General features: G+C 69.1%; 14 protein-coding genes. 3 read left to right on the top strand and 11 right to left on the bottom strand.

Annotation, left to right across the window (positions count from 1 at the left end; genetic code table 11):
• Positions 1-9: 9 nt before the first annotated feature.
• Together AC1ROC_RS11230 and AC1ROC_RS11225 are read right to left on the bottom strand one after the other, a co-directional pair.
• A complete protein-coding gene (locus tag AC1ROC_RS11230) occupies positions 10-1,671 on the bottom strand; it encodes a cation:proton antiporter (protein WP_493000186.1) in 1,662 nt (553 codons plus the stop codon).
• Positions 1,672-1,698: 27 nt separating this feature from the next.
• Positions 1,699-3,135, bottom strand: a complete 1,437-nt coding sequence (locus tag AC1ROC_RS11225) for an NAD(P)H-quinone dehydrogenase (protein WP_085369163.1) — start codon at positions 3,133-3,135, stop codon at positions 1,699-1,701.
• An 85-nt stretch (positions 3,136-3,220) separates the two neighbouring features.
• Between AC1ROC_RS11225 and AC1ROC_RS11220 the strand changes: the two genes are divergently transcribed.
• The gene (locus AC1ROC_RS11220; RefSeq protein ID WP_434951969.1) at positions 3,221-4,054 is read left to right on the top strand and encodes a purine-nucleoside phosphorylase; all 834 of its coding nucleotides are present in this window, start codon (positions 3,221-3,223) and stop codon (positions 4,052-4,054) included.
• Positions 4,055-4,059: 5 nt separating this feature from the next.
• Complete coding sequence (locus AC1ROC_RS11215) at positions 4,060-5,760, top strand: phospho-sugar mutase (protein WP_493000416.1); 1,701 nt, start codon at positions 4,060-4,062, stop codon at positions 5,758-5,760.
• Here the strand turns inward: AC1ROC_RS11215 and AC1ROC_RS11210 are convergent.
• The gene (locus AC1ROC_RS11210; RefSeq protein ID WP_493000183.1) at positions 5,665-6,966 is read right to left on the bottom strand and encodes an MFS transporter; all 1,302 of its coding nucleotides are present in this window, start codon (positions 6,964-6,966) and stop codon (positions 5,665-5,667) included. The genes AC1ROC_RS11215 and AC1ROC_RS11210 overlap by 96 nt on opposite strands.
• A gap of 59 nt (positions 6,967-7,025) precedes the next feature.
• Here AC1ROC_RS11210 and AC1ROC_RS11205 point away from each other — a divergent pair, with 59 nt between their 5' ends.
• Positions 7,026-7,337, top strand: coding sequence for an ArsR/SmtB family transcription factor (locus AC1ROC_RS11205; RefSeq protein ID WP_493000181.1), 312 nt, complete (start codon positions 7,026-7,028; stop codon positions 7,335-7,337).
• 21 nt (positions 7,338-7,358) lie between these two features.
• On the opposite strand, the gene AC1ROC_RS11200 is transcribed toward AC1ROC_RS11205, so the two are convergent.
• Genes AC1ROC_RS11200 through AC1ROC_RS11165 form a run of 8 tightly spaced genes read right to left on the bottom strand, consistent with a single transcriptional unit; the run spans position 7,359 to position 15,128 of the window.
• Positions 7,359-7,631 carry a PTS sugar transporter subunit IIB gene (locus AC1ROC_RS11200; protein WP_085369168.1) on the bottom strand — a complete coding sequence of 91 codons (273 nt, stop codon included), beginning with the start codon at positions 7,629-7,631 and terminating at the stop codon, positions 7,359-7,361.
• The gene (locus AC1ROC_RS11195) at positions 7,631-8,089 is read right to left on the bottom strand and encodes a PTS sugar transporter subunit IIA (protein ID WP_085369169.1); all 459 of its coding nucleotides are present in this window, start codon (positions 8,087-8,089) and stop codon (positions 7,631-7,633) included. Before AC1ROC_RS11195 ends, AC1ROC_RS11200 begins: the two co-directional genes overlap by 1 nt.
• A 24-nt stretch (positions 8,090-8,113) precedes the next feature.
• A complete protein-coding gene (locus AC1ROC_RS11190; RefSeq protein ID WP_168688843.1) occupies positions 8,114-9,235 on the bottom strand; it encodes an adenosine deaminase in 1,122 nt (373 codons plus the stop codon).
• Positions 9,236-9,268: 33 nt separating this feature from the next.
• Positions 9,269-10,579, bottom strand: a complete 1,311-nt coding sequence (locus tag AC1ROC_RS11185; RefSeq protein ID WP_493000178.1) for a thymidine phosphorylase — start codon at positions 10,577-10,579, stop codon at positions 9,269-9,271.
• A 10-nt stretch (positions 10,580-10,589) separates the two neighbouring features.
• A complete protein-coding gene (locus tag AC1ROC_RS11180) occupies positions 10,590-11,012 on the bottom strand; it encodes a cytidine deaminase (RefSeq protein ID WP_168688841.1) in 423 nt (140 codons plus the stop codon).
• Positions 11,009-12,331 carry an ABC transporter permease gene (locus tag AC1ROC_RS11175; protein ID WP_085369173.1) on the bottom strand — a complete coding sequence of 441 codons (1,323 nt, stop codon included), beginning with the start codon at positions 12,329-12,331 and terminating at the stop codon, positions 11,009-11,011. The genes AC1ROC_RS11180 and AC1ROC_RS11175 overlap by 4 nt, the downstream gene beginning before the upstream one ends.
• The gene (locus AC1ROC_RS11170) at positions 12,328-13,611 is read right to left on the bottom strand and encodes an ABC transporter permease (protein ID WP_085369174.1); all 1,284 of its coding nucleotides are present in this window, start codon (positions 13,609-13,611) and stop codon (positions 12,328-12,330) included. The genes AC1ROC_RS11175 and AC1ROC_RS11170 overlap by 4 nt, the downstream gene beginning before the upstream one ends.
• The gene (locus tag AC1ROC_RS11165) at positions 13,608-15,128 is read right to left on the bottom strand and encodes an ABC transporter ATP-binding protein (RefSeq protein ID WP_434951956.1); all 1,521 of its coding nucleotides are present in this window, start codon (positions 15,126-15,128) and stop codon (positions 13,608-13,610) included. The genes AC1ROC_RS11170 and AC1ROC_RS11165 overlap by 4 nt, the downstream gene beginning before the upstream one ends.
• Between the last annotated feature and the right edge of the window lie 132 nt (positions 15,129-15,260).

The raw sequence follows: 15,260 nt of genomic DNA, 5'->3' as shown, positions 1-15,260 counted from the left end.
GCGCCGCGCTCAGGCGACCGGGTCGCCTTTCAGCTCGATGCTGATCTGGACGGCGTCGAGGTTGTTGAGGGCGTTCAGGAGCAGGTCGGCGCTGAAGGCGCCGTCGTCTCGGGCGTCGAGGAGGGCGCTGCGCTGGGCCTGGATGCGGTCGAGTCTCGCCTTCTTCTGCGCCAGGAACGCCTCCGGGGTGCGTTCGAGCGGCGCGGTCAGGGGCACCGTCTCCGCCGCATCCCGGAGCAGCGTCATCAGGCGGATCTCCTCCTCGCGCTCCAGCGCCTCGTCGACCGGCGCCGGCTTCACCAGGCGCACCACCCAGCCGAGCGTCCCGCCCTGGATGAGCAGGGAGGCGGCAGCGACGATGAACGCGATGAGCACCAGCAGGGAACGGCTCGGGGTGCCGTCGTGCGGCAGGGTCTGCGCCGCCGCGACCGTGACCGCCCCGCGCATCCCGGCCCAGACGACGATCGAGCCCTCCCGCCAGCCGAGCGGGGCCGCCTTGAAGTAGTCGATGTCCGCGATCGTGCGGCGCAGTCTGGTGGCGAACCGTCCCACGTCCGCCGCGCTCAGCTGCCGGTTGGCGCCTGGTCCTCCGCGCTTGGCGAGCGCCGTCGTCGCGGACTCTGGATCGGTGAGGCTGCCCTGCATGCTCTCGATCCTCGGCCGCATCTTCTCGCCGCGTCTGGCCCGGCGGGACAGGCTCGCCAGCAGCGGAGCGACGTATGCCGCGCGCACCAGGACGGTGAGCAGCAGCGCGCCCAGCCCGACGAGCACAGCGGGCAGGAAGCCGGCGTGATCGTTCTGCACGTCGGTGACGATGCCGAAGAGCTCCAGGCCCACCGTGAGGAACACGAGCCCTTCCAGCACCAACTCGACCGTCCGCCAGTTCTGGGCGTCGGAGAGCCTGTGCTGCGGGGAGAGCACCCGGGGAGCGCGCCTGCCGGTGATGAGCCCGGCCACGACGGCGGCCACCAGACCGGATGCGCCGAGCGCCTCAGCCGGGATGGATGCGAGGAACGGCACGGTGAACGACAGCACCGTGTTCACCGTCGCGTCCGTGACCTTCGCCCGCACGATCAGGTTCAGCCGCCCGACCGCCCAGCCGAGCACCACCGCCACCGCCACCGAGTACGCGAACGATCCGATGAACCCGCCGAGCGAGAACGACGCAGCCGCCGCGGCGATGGCGGTCCGCAGCAGCACCAGAGCGCTCGCGTCGTTCAGCAGGCTCTCCCCCTCCAGGATCGCCACGACCCTCGGCGAGACCCCCGAGCGTTTCACGATGGAGGTCGCCACCGCATCCGTCGGGCTCACGATCGCGCCGAGGGCGATGCCCCACGCGATGCCGATGCCAGGGATCACCCAGGCGAAGAACAGGCCGAGGATCACCGAGCTGACGATCACCAGCAGGACCGACAGCCCGCCGATCGCGGTGAACTCGCGCCGGAACTCCATCGCGGGCATCGACACCGAAGCCGAATAGAGCAGAGGGGGCAGGACGCCCGCGATGATCCACTCCGGCTCGATCGTCAGCGGCGGGACGAACGGCAGGAAGCTGACCCCGATGCCGAGCACCACGAGCACGAGCGGAGCAGCCACGCCGAGCTTCGGCCCGAGCGTGGTCGCGCCGGCGATGGCCAGCAGCACCAGGACGATCACGAGGAGGATTTCCACCCCGCGACCCTACCGCGAAGGTGGGGCTCAGAGCACGATGTGCATCGCCCTGGCGGCGTCCGAGATGGAGCCGGACAGCGACGGGTAGACCGTGAACGCCCGCGCCACCTGGTCGACGGTGAGGCGGTGCTCCACGGCGAGCGCGAGCGGGAAGATCAGCTCGGAGGCGCGCGGGGCGACGATCACGCCGCCGATCACCGTTCCGGAGCCGGTGCGGGCGAACAGCTTCACGAAGCCGTCCTTGATGCCGAGCATCTTGGCGCGCGGGTTCGACTTGAGCGGCAGCTTGTAGATGTCGCCCTGCGCGATGCCCTCCTCGATCTGCTTCTGGTTCCAGCCGACCGTCGCGATCTCCGGCTGGGTGAAGATGTTGGAGGTGACGTTGCGCAGCTCGAACGGGTTGACCGCATCCCCCATCGCATGGAAGACCGCGGTCCTCCCCTGCATCGACGCGACCGACGCGAGTGGCATCAGGTCGGAGCAGTCTCCCGCGGCGTAGATGTTCGGGATGGACGTGCGCGCCACCCTGTTGACCCGGATGTGCCCGGATTCGGTGAGCTGCACGCCGGCCTCTTCGAGCCCGATCCCTCTGGTGTTCGGCACGGAGCCGACCGCCATCAGGCAGTGGCTTCCCTCGACCGTCCTGCCGTCGGAGAGCGTCGCGACGACGCCGTCCTCCGAGCGCACGATGGACTCGGCACGGGACTTGGAGAGCACCTGCATCCCGTTGCGCTTGAAGACGTTCTCGATGACCCTCGCGGCGTCGGCGTCCTCGCCGGGCAGCACCTGGTCACGGCTGGAGATGAGGGTGACCTTCGAGCCGAGGGCCGTGTACGCGGAGGCGAACTCGGCGCCGGTCACACCGGAACCGACCACGATCAGGTGCTCCGGGATGCGGTCGAGGTCGTACAGCTGCGTCCAGGTCAGGATGCGCTCCCCGTCGGGCACAGCGGACGGCAGGATGCGCGGGCTCGCACCGACGGAGACGACGAACGTGTCCGCCTCGATCCTGTCGAAATCCGTGCCCGCCGCGCCGCTCGCGGTCGAGACGATGATCGCGCTCGACCCGTCGAGCCTGCCCTGGCCGGAGACGATGCGCACACCGGCGCGCACGAGCTCCGCACGCATGTCCTCCGACTGCTGTCTGGCGAGGCCCACCAGCCGCTTGTTGACGGCGGCGAGGTTCACCGCGACCTCCGGGCGCACCGGCTTGCCGGTCTCTCCGCGGGTGAAGAACTGGACGCCGAGGTCGGCGGCCTCTCCGATGGCGTTGGCCGCCTCCGCCGTCGCGATGAGGCTCTTCGACGGGACGACGTCGGTGATGACGGCGGATCCGCCGACGCCTGTGCGCTCCACCAGGGTCACGTCTGCACCGAGCTGGGCACCGGCGAGGGCTGCTTCGTACCCGCCAGGCCCACCCCCGAGTACAGCGATCCTCTGCTTGCGCTCGAATTCATAGGCCATGACCTCTATTCTCTCGTATCCTGGCGCACGGATGCGCACCCGGGCTCTTCCTGTGCGCTCGCGGCCCGCTCAGTAGAGTTGGCTCATGCCTGAATCCATCACGAACCCGCTCGACGACCCGGCCACCGACCCGTTCGAGGTCGCCAGGCTCGCGGCAGAGCAGCTTGCAGAGAAGACCGGCGTCGCACAGCACGACATCGCACTGACACTGGGCAGCGGCTGGGGCAAAGCGGCCGACCTCATCGGTGAGACGACCGCCACCATCCCCGCCACCGAGATCGTCGGCTTCGGCAAGCCGGCGCTGGAAGGCCACGTCGGCACGCTGCGCTCCGTCCTGCTGCCGAACGGCAAGCGCGCCCTGGTCATCGGTGCGCGCACGCACTACTACGAGGGCCACGGCGTCCGCAGGGTCGTGCACAGCGTGCGCACCGCAGCTGCTGCGGGCGTTAAAACGATGATCCTGACGAACGGCGCCGGCGGCATCAAGGAGCACTGGAAGCCGGGAACGCCCGTGCTGATCAGCGACCACATCAACCTCACCGCGGACTCGCCGCTCGAGGGCGCGACGTTCATCGACCTCACCGACCTCTACTCCAAGCGGCTGCGCGAGCTCGCGAAGACCATCGACCCGAGCCTCGACGAGGGCGTGTACACCCAGTTCCGCGGCCCGCACTACGAGACCCCGGCCGAGGTGCAGATGGCCAAGACCATCGGCGGCCACATCGTCGGCATGTCCACCGCGCTCGAAGCCATCGCCGCACGACAGTCCGGAATGGAGATCCTGGGCATGTCGCTCATCACCAACCTGGCCGCCGGCATCCAGAAGACGCCGCTCAGCCACCAGGAGGTCATCGAGGCCGGACGCGAGGCCGAGCCGGTCATCAGCGCCCTCCTCGCCCAGATCGTGGAGGCCCTGTGAGCGAGGTGCAGACGGACGACCTGATCGAGCGGGCGCAGGCCTGGGTCGCGCAAGACCCGGATGCGGAGACGCGCGACGAACTGAACGACCTCATCGTGGCCGCGCAGGCCGGGTCGGCTGACGCCGTCGCCGACCTGCACTCGCGCTTCGACGCGAGGCTCGCCTTCGGCACGGCCGGGCTGCGCGGCGAGATCGCAGCGGGGCCCAACCGGATGAACAGGGTGCTGGTCGCACAGGCCGCCGCCGGTTTCGCCCGCTACCTGCTCGACCACGCGGACGGGCAGACCCCCTCTGTCGTGATCGGCTACGACGGGCGTAAGAACTCCGACGTCTTCGCCCGCGACACCGCGGAGCTGATGGCGGGAGCAGGCGTGCGCGCCGTGCTGCTCCCCCGGCTGCTGCCGACGCCCGTGCTCGCGTTCGCGGTGCGCCACCTCGACGTGAGCGCCGGTGTGATGGTCACAGCCAGCCACAACCCGCCGAACGACAACGGATACAAGGTCTACCTGGGCGGCGAGAACCACGGCTCGCAGATCGTCTCCCCCGTGGATGCGGAGATCGAGTCGCGCATCCTGGAGGTCGCCGCCGGCAGCGTGCTCGACCTGCCGCGTTCCGACGCGTACGAGGTGGGAGCGGACGACATCGAGCGCGCGTACATCGACGCCACCGCGTCCGTCGCATCCACTACTGCTGCCCGGGATGCGGTCTCCTTCGCGTACACCGCGATGCACGGCGTCGGCTGGCGCACGGCCCGCGACGTGTTCGCCGCGGCAGGGTTCGCGGAGCCGACCGTGGTGACCGCGCAGATCGACCCGGACCCGGCGTTCCCGACCGTGGCCTTCCCGAACCCGGAGGAGCCGGGGGCAATGGACCTCTCGTTCGAGGCCGCCCGCGCATCCGGCGCCGACCTGGTGATCGCGAACGACCCGGACGCCGACCGCCTGGCCGTGGCGATCCCCGACGCATCGAGCGACGCGGGCTACCGCCGCCTCAGCGGCAACGAGGTCGGCGCGATCCTCGGCTGGCGCGCCGCCCGGCTGGCGGAGGCCGCAGCAGGACCGGACCAGGCCGCCTTCGGCACGCTGGCCTGCTCCATCGTGTCGTCGCCGGCACTCGCCGCCGTCGCGGAGAAGTATCACCTCGACTTCGCCAACACCCTCACGGGCTTCAAGTGGGTCTCCCGCGCCACCGGCCTGGTCTACGGCTACGAGGAGGCGCTCGGCTATCTGGTGAACCCGGAGACCGTGCGCGACAAGGACGGCATCTCCGCCGCGACCGCGTTCCTCGACCTGGCCAACAGCCTCGCCGTCGACGGGAAGTCCATCGCGGACCACCTGGACGAGTTCGCCGAGACGTTCGGCTACTTCGCCTCCGACCAGATCTCGATCAGGGTCACCGACCTGTCGCAGATCGGCCGCATCATGGCCGCGCTGCGCGCCACCCCGCCGTCCGCCATCGGCGACGTGACGGTGCAGCAGATCGACGACCTGATCGACGGTTTCGGCGACATCCCGCCGAGCGACGTGCTGCGCATCCTGCTGGCGGACGGCTCGCGCGTGATGGTGCGGCCGTCCGGCACGGAGCCGAAGCTCAAGATCTACATCGACGCGTCATCGTCCGACGGCACCGTCGCCGAGCGCCGCGCGACCGCGACCGCCCGCGTCGCCGCCCTCGCTGACGGGATGCGGGAGCTCACGGCCCTCTGACCCCGTCTCCGGACGAGCGGCGCCTGCACCGGCGCCGCTCGTCCGCCCGGCGTAGCCGACCAGGAAGAGTCCGAGGGCGAGCACGGTGACCACGGCGCCCGCGACGGGCACGGCGACCGGCCCACCGGCGCTCAGCGCCGCCGTTCCGATCAGGGGTGCGATGGCGATCCCGACGTACATCGCGGTCGAGTACCAGGACAGGGTGAGCGCCGCGGACGCCGGGTCGACGTGCACGAGCCTGTGCTGCACCGGGATCGCGATGGCGAACGCGGCGATCCCCCAGAACGCGAACACGACGATGGATGCGGCGAACGAGGCCTCGACGAAGGTCAGCACGATCAGCGCGACCGACTGACCGCCCAGCGCCACGGCGGCGACCACCCGGCTGCCGAAGCGGTCGGTGAGCGGGCCGGCCACCACGTTGCCGAGCACGCCCGCGGCGCCGTACGCCAGCAGGAGCACGGCCAGCAGCCCGCCGGACCCTCCCGTCGATGCGTGGGTGACGGCTGCCGAGAAGATGTAGACGATGTTGAACCCGGCCACCATCAGCAGCGTGGTGCCGAGCGGCGCCAGGATGCGGCGGTCGCCGAGCGGCGCCATCCGGCGTCGCAAAGACACCGGAGGGGGCAGCGGCACCCCGCGGACGACGAACGGGATCGCGATGGAGAGCAGCACCCCCAGCACCACCAGGCACCAGAGCGGCAGCCGCCAGCCGGCCAGCCCGCCGAGGGCGGTGCCGAGCGGCGAGCCGACCGCTGTCGCCAGGGTGAAGCCCGCCCCGACGATCGCGAGCGCCCGTCCGCGATGCTGCGGGCTGACCAAGGTGGTGGCGGCCGCCGTGGCGGTGGGCACGAGGGCGGCCCCTCCCAGCCCGGAGAGCGTCCGTCCAGTGATGAAGACGGCGAGGTCGGGTGCTGCTGCCGCGATGGCGGCTCCGACCGCGAAGAACGCGAGCCCGCCGGCCATGAGGATGGTGCGAGGGACCCGAGGAAGCAGGATCGACACCGCGGGTGACGCGATGGCGACCACGAGCGAGTACGAAGTGATCGAGTAGCTCACCTGGGTGGGCGTCGCCCCGAGGGTGTCGGCGATCTGCGGCAGGAGGCCCGCGATCACGAAGGCGTTGGTCGCGACCACGAACAGCGCGAGCGCGAGGATCAGCAGCGCGGGAGTGGATCTGCGATATGATTGTTCGACGAACGTCATACGGTCAAGATACGACTATTGTTCGATGATTGTCAAACTATTTTTCGAAGGGCGGTCTCATGTCGGCGGATTACCCGGCTCCCGCCATCGAGGATGTCGAACTCGTCGACGTGCTGCGCGCCGTCGCCGACCCCATCCGGTTGCAGATCGTGCGCGTGCTCGCCGACGGGGAACCGCACGCCAAGGCCGCGACCGAATGGGGCTTCGACGTGCAGAAGTCCACGCTGTCCCACCACTTCAAGGCGCTGCGCGAGGCGGGCGTCACCCTGACGATCGTCGACGGGCGCACTCACGCTATCCAGTTGCGCAGGGCCGAGCTCGACGCGCGGTTCCCCGGGCTGGTGGACGCGCTGGTCGCCGCTGACGCCTGACCGCCTCGACGGAGACGCAGCTCAGCCGAGCGCTTCGTCGAGCTTCTGTTCGAGCTCGTCCAGGTCGAAGTAGTTGTCGACCACCACGATGTCCGCGTTGGTCTGGCCGATCTTGTCGACCAGCTCCGGCGAGGTCAGGATGACCTGCGCGTTCGACGCGGCGCTCGCGAGCCCGGCGATGTCGGACGCGGTCACGTCCGCGTCGATGTCGAGCCGCTTCAGCACGCGCTCCGCGTTGACCTTGAGGATGCCGGACGTTCCGATGCCCGCCCCGCAGATGGCGACGATCTTCATCAGGCGGCGCCCTGCTCGCTCGCGGCCATGATGCGCTGCACGTCCGCAGCATCCTGAGCCGCCGCGAGGGCGGGGATCGACTCCGGATCGTTGAATACGTTGGCCAGCTGGGCCACGCTCGTCACGTGCGCCTCCGGCGACGACACGGCGAGGCCGATGACCACCGAGACCGGGTCGTTGTGCGGGTGCCCGAAGACGACCGGGTCGGCCAGGGTGACGACCGAGAGGCCGTCCGCCAGCACATCCGGCCCAGGACGGGCGTGCGCGAGAGCGAGGCCCGGCGCGATCACGATGTATGCGCCGAACTCATCGATGACCTGGATCATCCGCTCCGCGTAGCTCTCCTGCGTCGCACCGGAAGCGGCGAGAGCCGCCCCTGCCAGCTCGACCGCCTCACGCCAGTCGGAGGCGTGAGCTCCGATGGTGATGGCGGAATCGGGCAACGGTGGCAGTGGCATGGCTCAAGCGTAGCTTCCCGCGGGTTACGAACCCTCGAAACCCGCTGTGATGATGTCGGCGAGCTCTTCGCGTTCCTCCAGGGGCAGGAAGGCGGAGCCCGCGGCGTTCAGCTGGAACACTTCGAGGTCGGTGCGGTCGTAGGCGAACGCGTCGGCCAGGATGCTCAGCTCGCGGGTCAGCGACGTGCCGCTCATCAGGCGGTTGTCGGTGTTCACCGTCACCCGGAAGCCGAGCTGGTAGAGCAGGTCGAACGGGTGGTCGAGGATGTCGTCGCCCCACGCGGCGATGGCGCCGGTCTGCAGGTTGGAGGTCGGGCTGGTCTCCAGCGCGATCTCGCGGTCCTTCACCCACTGGGCGAGCGAGCCGAGGGTGACGTAGGTGTTCTCGTCGTCCTGGCGCTCGATGGTGATGTCCTCCGCGATGCGCACGCCGTGTCCGAGGCGCAGGGCGCGGCCGTCGATGAGAGCACTCTTGATGCTCTCCAGGCCGTCCGCCTCTCCGGCGTGCACGGTGGTCGGGAAGAACTGGGCGGCGAGGTAGTCGAACGCGTCGCGGTGGCGCGCGGGAAGGAACCCGGCCTCCGCACCGGCGATGTCGAAGCCGACGACGCCGTTGTCGCGGTGGCGGACGGCCAGCTCGGCGATCTCCAGCCCGCGGTCCGCGTGACGCATCGCAGTGACCAGCTGGCCGACCCGGATGCGCTTGCCGGTCGAGCGGACGTCGTCGATGCCCTGCTCGATGCCGTCCTGCACGGCCTCGACGGTCTCGTCGAGGCTGAGGCCGCGGCCGAGGTGCTGCTCGGGCGCCCAGCGGACCTCCCCGTAGACGACGCCGTCCTCTCCGAGGTCCTGGACGAACTCGCGCGCGACGCGGCTGAGCCCCTCCTTCGTCTGCATGACGGCGGTGGTGAGGTCGAAGGTCTTGAGGTACTCGACGAGGGAACCGGAGTTCGACTTCTCGCCGAACCAGCTGGCCAGGTCGCCCGCGTCGGAGGTCGGCAGCTCGAGGCCGATCTCGGCGCCCAGCTCGATCACGGTCGACGGGCGCAGCCCGCCGTCGAGGTGGTCGTGCAACGACACCTTCGGCAACTCCCGGATGCTCGTGCCGTCGCTGAGCCTGTACCCGCCGTCTGCTTCTTTACTCATGTCCTTCAATCTATCTCAGCGATGGTGGCCGGTTCAGGAGATGCGGTCCGCGATGAGCGGGCCGCCGGTGAGCACGGGCTCGCCCGCGTCGCCGATGCGGTACGCACCGTCGAGGGCTTCGAGCGCGCGCTCGAAGCGGGCCGGCTCGTCGGCGGAGAGCGTGAACAGCGGGTCGCCGGCGCGGACGGTGTCCCCCGGCTTCGCGTGCAGGTCGACGCCCGCAGCGTGCTGCACGGGGTCCTGCTTGCGGGCGCGTCCTGCGCCGAGGCGCCAGGCCGCGATGCCGAACGGCAGCGCCTGCTGTTCGACCAGTACGCCGTCGCGGTCGGCGACGACCGTGTGCGTCTCCTTGGCGACCGGAAGAGGAGCGTCCGGGTCTCCACCCTGCGCGCGGATGGTCTCGCGCCACTTGTCCATCGCGCGGCCGTCCTTGAGGGCTGCCTCGACATCCACGTCGGTCTTGCCCGCGAGTGCGAGCATCTCGCGCGCCAGCTCGATGGTCAGCTCGACGACGTCCGCCGGTCCTCCACCCGCCAGGACCTCGACGGATTCGCGCACCTCGTTGGCGTTGCCGATGGCTAAGCCGAGGGGCACGTTCATGTTGGTGAGCAGCGCAGAGGTCGCGACGCCGGCGTCCCGCCCGAGGTCGACCATCGTGCGCGCCAGCTCGCGCGACTTCTCGATGTCCTTGAGGAACGCACCGGAGCCGAATTTCACGTCCAGCACGAGCGCGCCGGTGCCCTCCGCGATCTTCTTGCTCATGATCGACGACGCGATCAGCGGGATGGCCTCGACTGTGCCGGTGATGTCGCGCAGCGCGTACAGCTTGCCGTCGGCGGGAGCGAGGCCCGAGCCCGCGGCACAGATCACGCCGCCCACATCCCGCAGCTGGTCGAACATCTCCTGATTGGTCAGGTTGGCCCGCCAGCCCGGGATGCTCTCCAGCTTGTCGAGCGTGCCTCCCGTGTGCCCGAGCCCACGCCCGGACAGCTGCGGCACCGCTGCGCCGAACGTCGCGACGAGCGGCATCAGCGGCAGGGTGATCTTGTCCCCGACGCCGCCGGTGGAGTGCTTGTCCGTGGTCGGCTTGCCGAGGCCCTCGAAGCTCATCCGCTCGCCGGAGGCGATCATGGCCATGGTGAGGTCTTTGATCTCGCGGCGGGTCATCCCGTTCAGGAAGATCGCCATCGTCATGGCCGCCATCTGCTCGTCGCCGACGTAGCCGCGGGTGTACGCGTCGATCAGCCAGTCGATCTGCGGCGTCGACAGCTCACCGCTGTCGCGCTTGGTGTGGATGAGGTCGACGGCGTCGAACGCCTCGACCGTGCCTGCGGTCTCGCTCATGTGTGCTCTCTCAGTGGTTGTGCGCTGCGGCGTACTCGGTCAGCTGGCGGGGGCCGAACGCATCCGGCAGCACCTCGTCGATGGTGCGGAAACCGGAGACGGTCTCGAGCACCATGCCCTCCGCCGAGTGCTCGTAGAGCAGCTGGCGGCAGCGCCCGCACGGCATCAGCACGTTCCCGTCGCCGTCCACGCAGGTGAACGCCACCAGGTGGCCTCCGCCGGACATGTGCAGCGCGGAGACGAGTCCGCACTCTGCGCACAGGGTCACGCCGTAGCTGGCGTTCTCGACGTTGCAGCCGGACACGATCCGGCCGTCGTCGACCAGTGCAGCAGCGCCGACCGCGAACTTCGAGTACGGGATGTACGCGTGCGTCATCGCCTCTCTGGCCGCGGCACGGAGCGCATCCCAGTCGACGGCGTCTTCCGCACTCATGATTTGATGTACGGCTTGCCGTCGGCCGCTGGGGCGCGGGAGATGCCGACGAGGCCGGCGACCGCGAAGATCGTCACCACGTACGGCAGCATCAGCATGAACTCGCTGGGCACCGGAGCTCCGATGATCCCGAGCGTGGTCTGCAGGTACGACGCGAAGCCGAACAGCAGGGCGGCCAGGGTGGCCCGGATGGGGTCCCAGCGCCCGAAGATGACGGCCGCGAGAGCGATGAAGCCCGCGCCGTTCGTCATCTCTTTGCCGAACGCGCCGACGGACGCGAGCGTGAAGTACGCCCCGCCGAGGCCGGCCACGGCTCCCGCGAGCGACACGTTCCAGAACCGGGTGCCGTTGACGTTGATGCCGACGGTGTCCGCCGCCTTCGGGTGCTCGCCGACGGCGCGGACGCGCAGACCCCAGCGGGTCTTGAACAGCCCGAACCAGACCAGGAACACCGCGATGTACATCAGGTAGACGATGATCGTCTGCTTGAACAGCACGGGGCCGATCACCGGGATCTCGCTGAGCAGCGGGATCGGGAGGCGCTCGAACCGCGGAGGGTTGTTCAGAACGGGGATGTCGTTGGACAGCACGGTGGAGAAGAGGAAGCTCGTGAGTCCGGTGACGAGCACGTTCAGCACGACACCCACGATCACCTGCTCCACCAGGTACTTGATCGCGAAGGCCGCGAGCACGAACGACACCAGCACACCGGCGAGCATCGCCGACAGCATCCCGATGATGAGCGCTGCGACGACCGGCAGGTGCCAGACGTGCTGCGCCACGGAGGCGATGAACGCGGAGACGAACGCCCCGGCGAGCAGCTGGCCCTCGATCGCCACGTTCACGACACCGGCGCGCTCGGAGATGACGCCGCCCAGCGCGCCGAACACCAGGGGCACGGAGAGGCTCACGCTGCCGAGCAGCAGGCCGGTGAACGGCACGGTGTGGCCGGCGGCCGCCCAGGTGAGGAACCCGAACATGAACACCAGCGCGAACACGATGGCGTACCAGATCGGCACCTTGCGGCCGGAGGCGATGTAGAAGTACGCGCCGACGGCCAGGATCGCGCACAGGATGGCGCAGACGATGCTCGTCGCCTGCGTCGGCACGGTCAGCAGCGGGATGGCGAAGAAGTCGCCAGGGTCGGCGAACCGGAAGCTGCTCTCCCCCTGCCTGGGCAGGAACACGAAGAGCACGATGGCGAGCAGGGCGAAGACGCCGAGCGCGATCGGCGCCTTCCAGCTCTTGATCTGGGTGCGCTCGAGGACGATCTGGTCACTCGACGGGATGCCTGGCTGGGTCTCGGTGACGGTGCTCACTTCGCTGCCACCTCCTTGCTGACGACGGGAAGGGGGGACTTCTTGGACGCGACGCCCGGGGTGGGCAGGCGGAAGATCGCCCGCACGAGCGGCGGGGCCGCGATGAACAGCACGATGAGCGACTGCACGACGAGCACGATGTCGATCGGGATGTCGTTGGCCGCCTGCATGGCGAAGCTTCCCGCCTTCAGAGCGCCGAACAGCAGTCCCGCGATGAACGTGCCCCACGGCCGGGAGCGGCCGAGCAGCGCGACGGTGATCGCGTCGAAGCCGATGCCGGCATCCAGGTCGGAGGTGATGCCCTGCGGGAACGTTCCGAGCGCCTGGTTGACACCGGCGAAGCCGACGAGGCCACCGGCGATCAGCATGGCGACGAAGTAGACGTTCTTGACGTCGATGCCGGCGACACGGGCGGCGTTCGGGTTCTCACCGACCGCCTTGAACCGGAAGCCCATCGCCGAACGGTTGAGCAGCCACCACACGAAGACGGTCAGCGCGATGACGATGACGAACGCCCAGGTGAGGTTGTACTGGTTGCCGAACAGCGGGGGCAGGATGGCGTTCGGCTTCACCGGAGGCGACTTCGGGTTGCTCGATCCGGCCATCTGGAAGAGGCCGGGTGTGCGGAGGAAATACGCCAGCAGGTAGAAGGCGATGTAGTTGAGCATGATCGTGACGATCACCTCGTGCGCACCGGTCCGCGCCTTGAGCAGACCGGCGATGCCGCCCCAGATCGCTCCACCGGCGATACCGGCGGCGATCGCCAGCACCAGGTGCAGCACCGGAGGGAGGTTGAACGACCAGCCGACCCAGCCTGCTGCGCCCGCGGCGATCAGCATCTGGCCGCGGCCACCGATGTTGAACATGCCGACGCGGAAGGCGAGGGCGACACCGAGGCCACCGGCGATCAGCGGCGTGGCGAAGGTGAGCGTCTCGGTCAGGGGCCGGATGCCCGCCGCGAACGACGGACGGCGGAAGTTGTAGATCGAGCCCTGGAACAGGGAGACGTAGGCGCTCGACACCGAGTGCCAGATGGCCCCGAAGGTGTCGCCCGGGCGGGCGAAGAAGTAGCCGGACGCCTTCTGCACGTTCGGGTCGGTGACCGCGATCAGGATGGCGCCGATCACCAGGGCGATGACGACGGCGAGGATCGAGATGACCACGCTTCCACCCGCGATGTCGCGCAGAGCGACCTGCCAGCGGGACGGCGGCTCGACGGCCGGGGCCTTCGTCGGCTCCGGACCCTTGGTGGGTTCGGGGGCCTGGGCGGTCTGGCTCATGCTGCGAGCTCCACATCCGCCGGCAGCTCGCCGGCCATCATGAGGCCGAGCACGGCACGCGAGGTGTTGCCCGGCACGATTCCTACGATTCCCCCGCGGTACATCACGGCGATCCGGTCGGCGAGGGCCGCGACCTCGTCGAGCTCGGTCGAGACGACGATGACGGGGATGCCGGCATCCCGTGTCGCGACGATGCGCTTGTGCACGAACTCGATGGATCCGACGTCCAGGCCACGAGTGGGCTGAGCGGCGACGAACAGGCTGAGGTCGCGGCTCAGCTCGCGGGCGAGGACGACCTTCTGCGCGTTGCCGCCGGAGAGCTTGCCGACCTTGGTGTCGACGCCCTGAGCGCGCACGTCGAACTCCTTGATCTTGTCCTCGGCGAACTCGGCGCGGTAGCCGAGCTGCAGGTTGCCTCCCTTGACGAACGGCTCGCCGTTCGAGCGGTCGAGCATCAGGTTCTCCGCGATGGTGAACTCGCCCACCAGGCCGTCCTCGTTGCGGTCCTCCGGAACGAAGCCGACACCGGCGTCGAGCACCCGGCGGACGCTGTGGCCCTGGATGTGCTTGCCGTCCAGCTCGATCGTGCCCTCGACGCGCGGCTGCAGGCCGAGGATCGCCTCGGTGAGCTCGGTCTGACCGTTGCCCTGCACTCCGGCGATGGCGAGGATCTCGCCCGCCTTGACGTCGAAGCTGACGTTGTTCACGACGAGCTGCCCGATCGGGTCGATCACCGACAGGTCGCGGACGATGAGGGCGGGAGCGCCCGGCGTCGCCGGCTCCTTGTGGACAGTCAGCTCGACGGCGCGGCCGACCATCATCGACGCCATCTCGGTGTTCGTGGCGGTCGGCTCGGTCTCGCCGACGACCTTGCCGAGGCGGATGACCGTGATCCGGTCCGCGACCTCGCGCACCTCGCGCAGCTTGTGGGTGATGAAGACGATGGCCGTTCCCTGCTCCTTGAGCTGACGCATGATCGCCATCAGCTCGTCGGTCTCCTGCGGGGTGAGCACGGCGGTCGGCTCGTCGAACACGAGCACCTTCGCGTTCTGGGACAGCGCCTTGATGATCTCGACGCGCTGCTGGACGCCGACGGGCAGGTCCTCGATCAGTGCATCCGGGTCGACATCGAAGCCGAAGCGGTCCGAGATCTCGCGCACCCGCTTGCGGGCGGCGTTGAGATCGAGGCGCCCGGCGAACCCGGTCTCCTCGTGGCCGAGCATGACGTTCTCGGCGACCGTGAACACGGGGATCAGCATGAAGTGCTGGTGCACCATGCCGATGCCGGCCTTCATCGCGTCGCCCGGTCCGGCGAAGTGCTGGACGACGTCGTCCAGCAGGATCTCGCCTTCGTCGGCCTGGTAGAGGCCGTACAGGACGTTCATCAGGGTGGACTTGCCTGCGCCGTTCTCGCCGAGCAGACAGTGGATCTCGCCTGGTTCGACCGTGAGGTCGATGTGGTCGTTGGCGACCAGGGCACCGAACCGTTTGGTGATGCCGCGAAGTTCGAGCTTCATTCGGGTGGGGTTCCTTCTCTACTCGCCCGGGTGGAGCGATGACGCGCGAAACGGCGGATGGGCCTCGTTGCGCGTCTTCACCCTACCTTTTGCACATATGTCAGTGTGTGCTCAGTTGAGCAGCAGTGACAA

The sequence above is a fragment of the Leifsonia sp. GW821-FHT13C05 genome (genome assembly GCF_058806515.1).
Note: the sequence above shows the minus strand (reverse complement) of the source record. Positions and strands in the feature narration are given on the sequence as shown.

Coding starts and splice junctions, on each gene's coding strand:
- AC1ROC_RS11195 (WP_085369169.1), bottom strand. CDS start 8,089: ATGCCACTGCCACCGTTGCCCGATTCCGCCATCACCATCGGAGCTCAC.
- AC1ROC_RS11180 (WP_168688841.1), bottom strand. CDS start 11,012: ATGAGTGCGGAAGACGCCGTCGACTGGGATGCGCTCCGTGCCGCGGCC.
- AC1ROC_RS11210 (WP_493000183.1), bottom strand. CDS start 6,966: ATGACGTTCGTCGAACAATCATATCGCAGATCCACTCCCGCGCTGCTG.
- AC1ROC_RS11205 (WP_493000181.1), top strand. CDS start 7,026: ATGTCGGCGGATTACCCGGCTCCCGCCATCGAGGATGTCGAACTCGTC.
- AC1ROC_RS11185 (WP_493000178.1), bottom strand. CDS start 10,579: ATGAGCGAGACCGCAGGCACGGTCGAGGCGTTCGACGCCGTCGACCTC.
- AC1ROC_RS11220 (WP_434951969.1), top strand. CDS start 3,221: ATGCCTGAATCCATCACGAACCCGCTCGACGACCCGGCCACCGACCCG.
- AC1ROC_RS11225 (WP_085369163.1), bottom strand. CDS start 3,135: ATGGCCTATGAATTCGAGCGCAAGCAGAGGATCGCTGTACTCGGGGGT.
- AC1ROC_RS11165 (WP_434951956.1), bottom strand. CDS start 15,128: ATGAAGCTCGAACTTCGCGGCATCACCAAACGGTTCGGTGCCCTGGTC.
- AC1ROC_RS11190 (WP_168688843.1), bottom strand. CDS start 9,235: ATGAGTAAAGAAGCAGACGGCGGGTACAGGCTCAGCGACGGCACGAGC.
- AC1ROC_RS11170 (WP_085369174.1), bottom strand. CDS start 13,611: ATGAGCCAGACCGCCCAGGCCCCCGAACCCACCAAGGGTCCGGAGCCG.
- AC1ROC_RS11200 (WP_085369168.1), bottom strand. CDS start 7,631: ATGAAGATCGTCGCCATCTGCGGGGCGGGCATCGGAACGTCCGGCATC.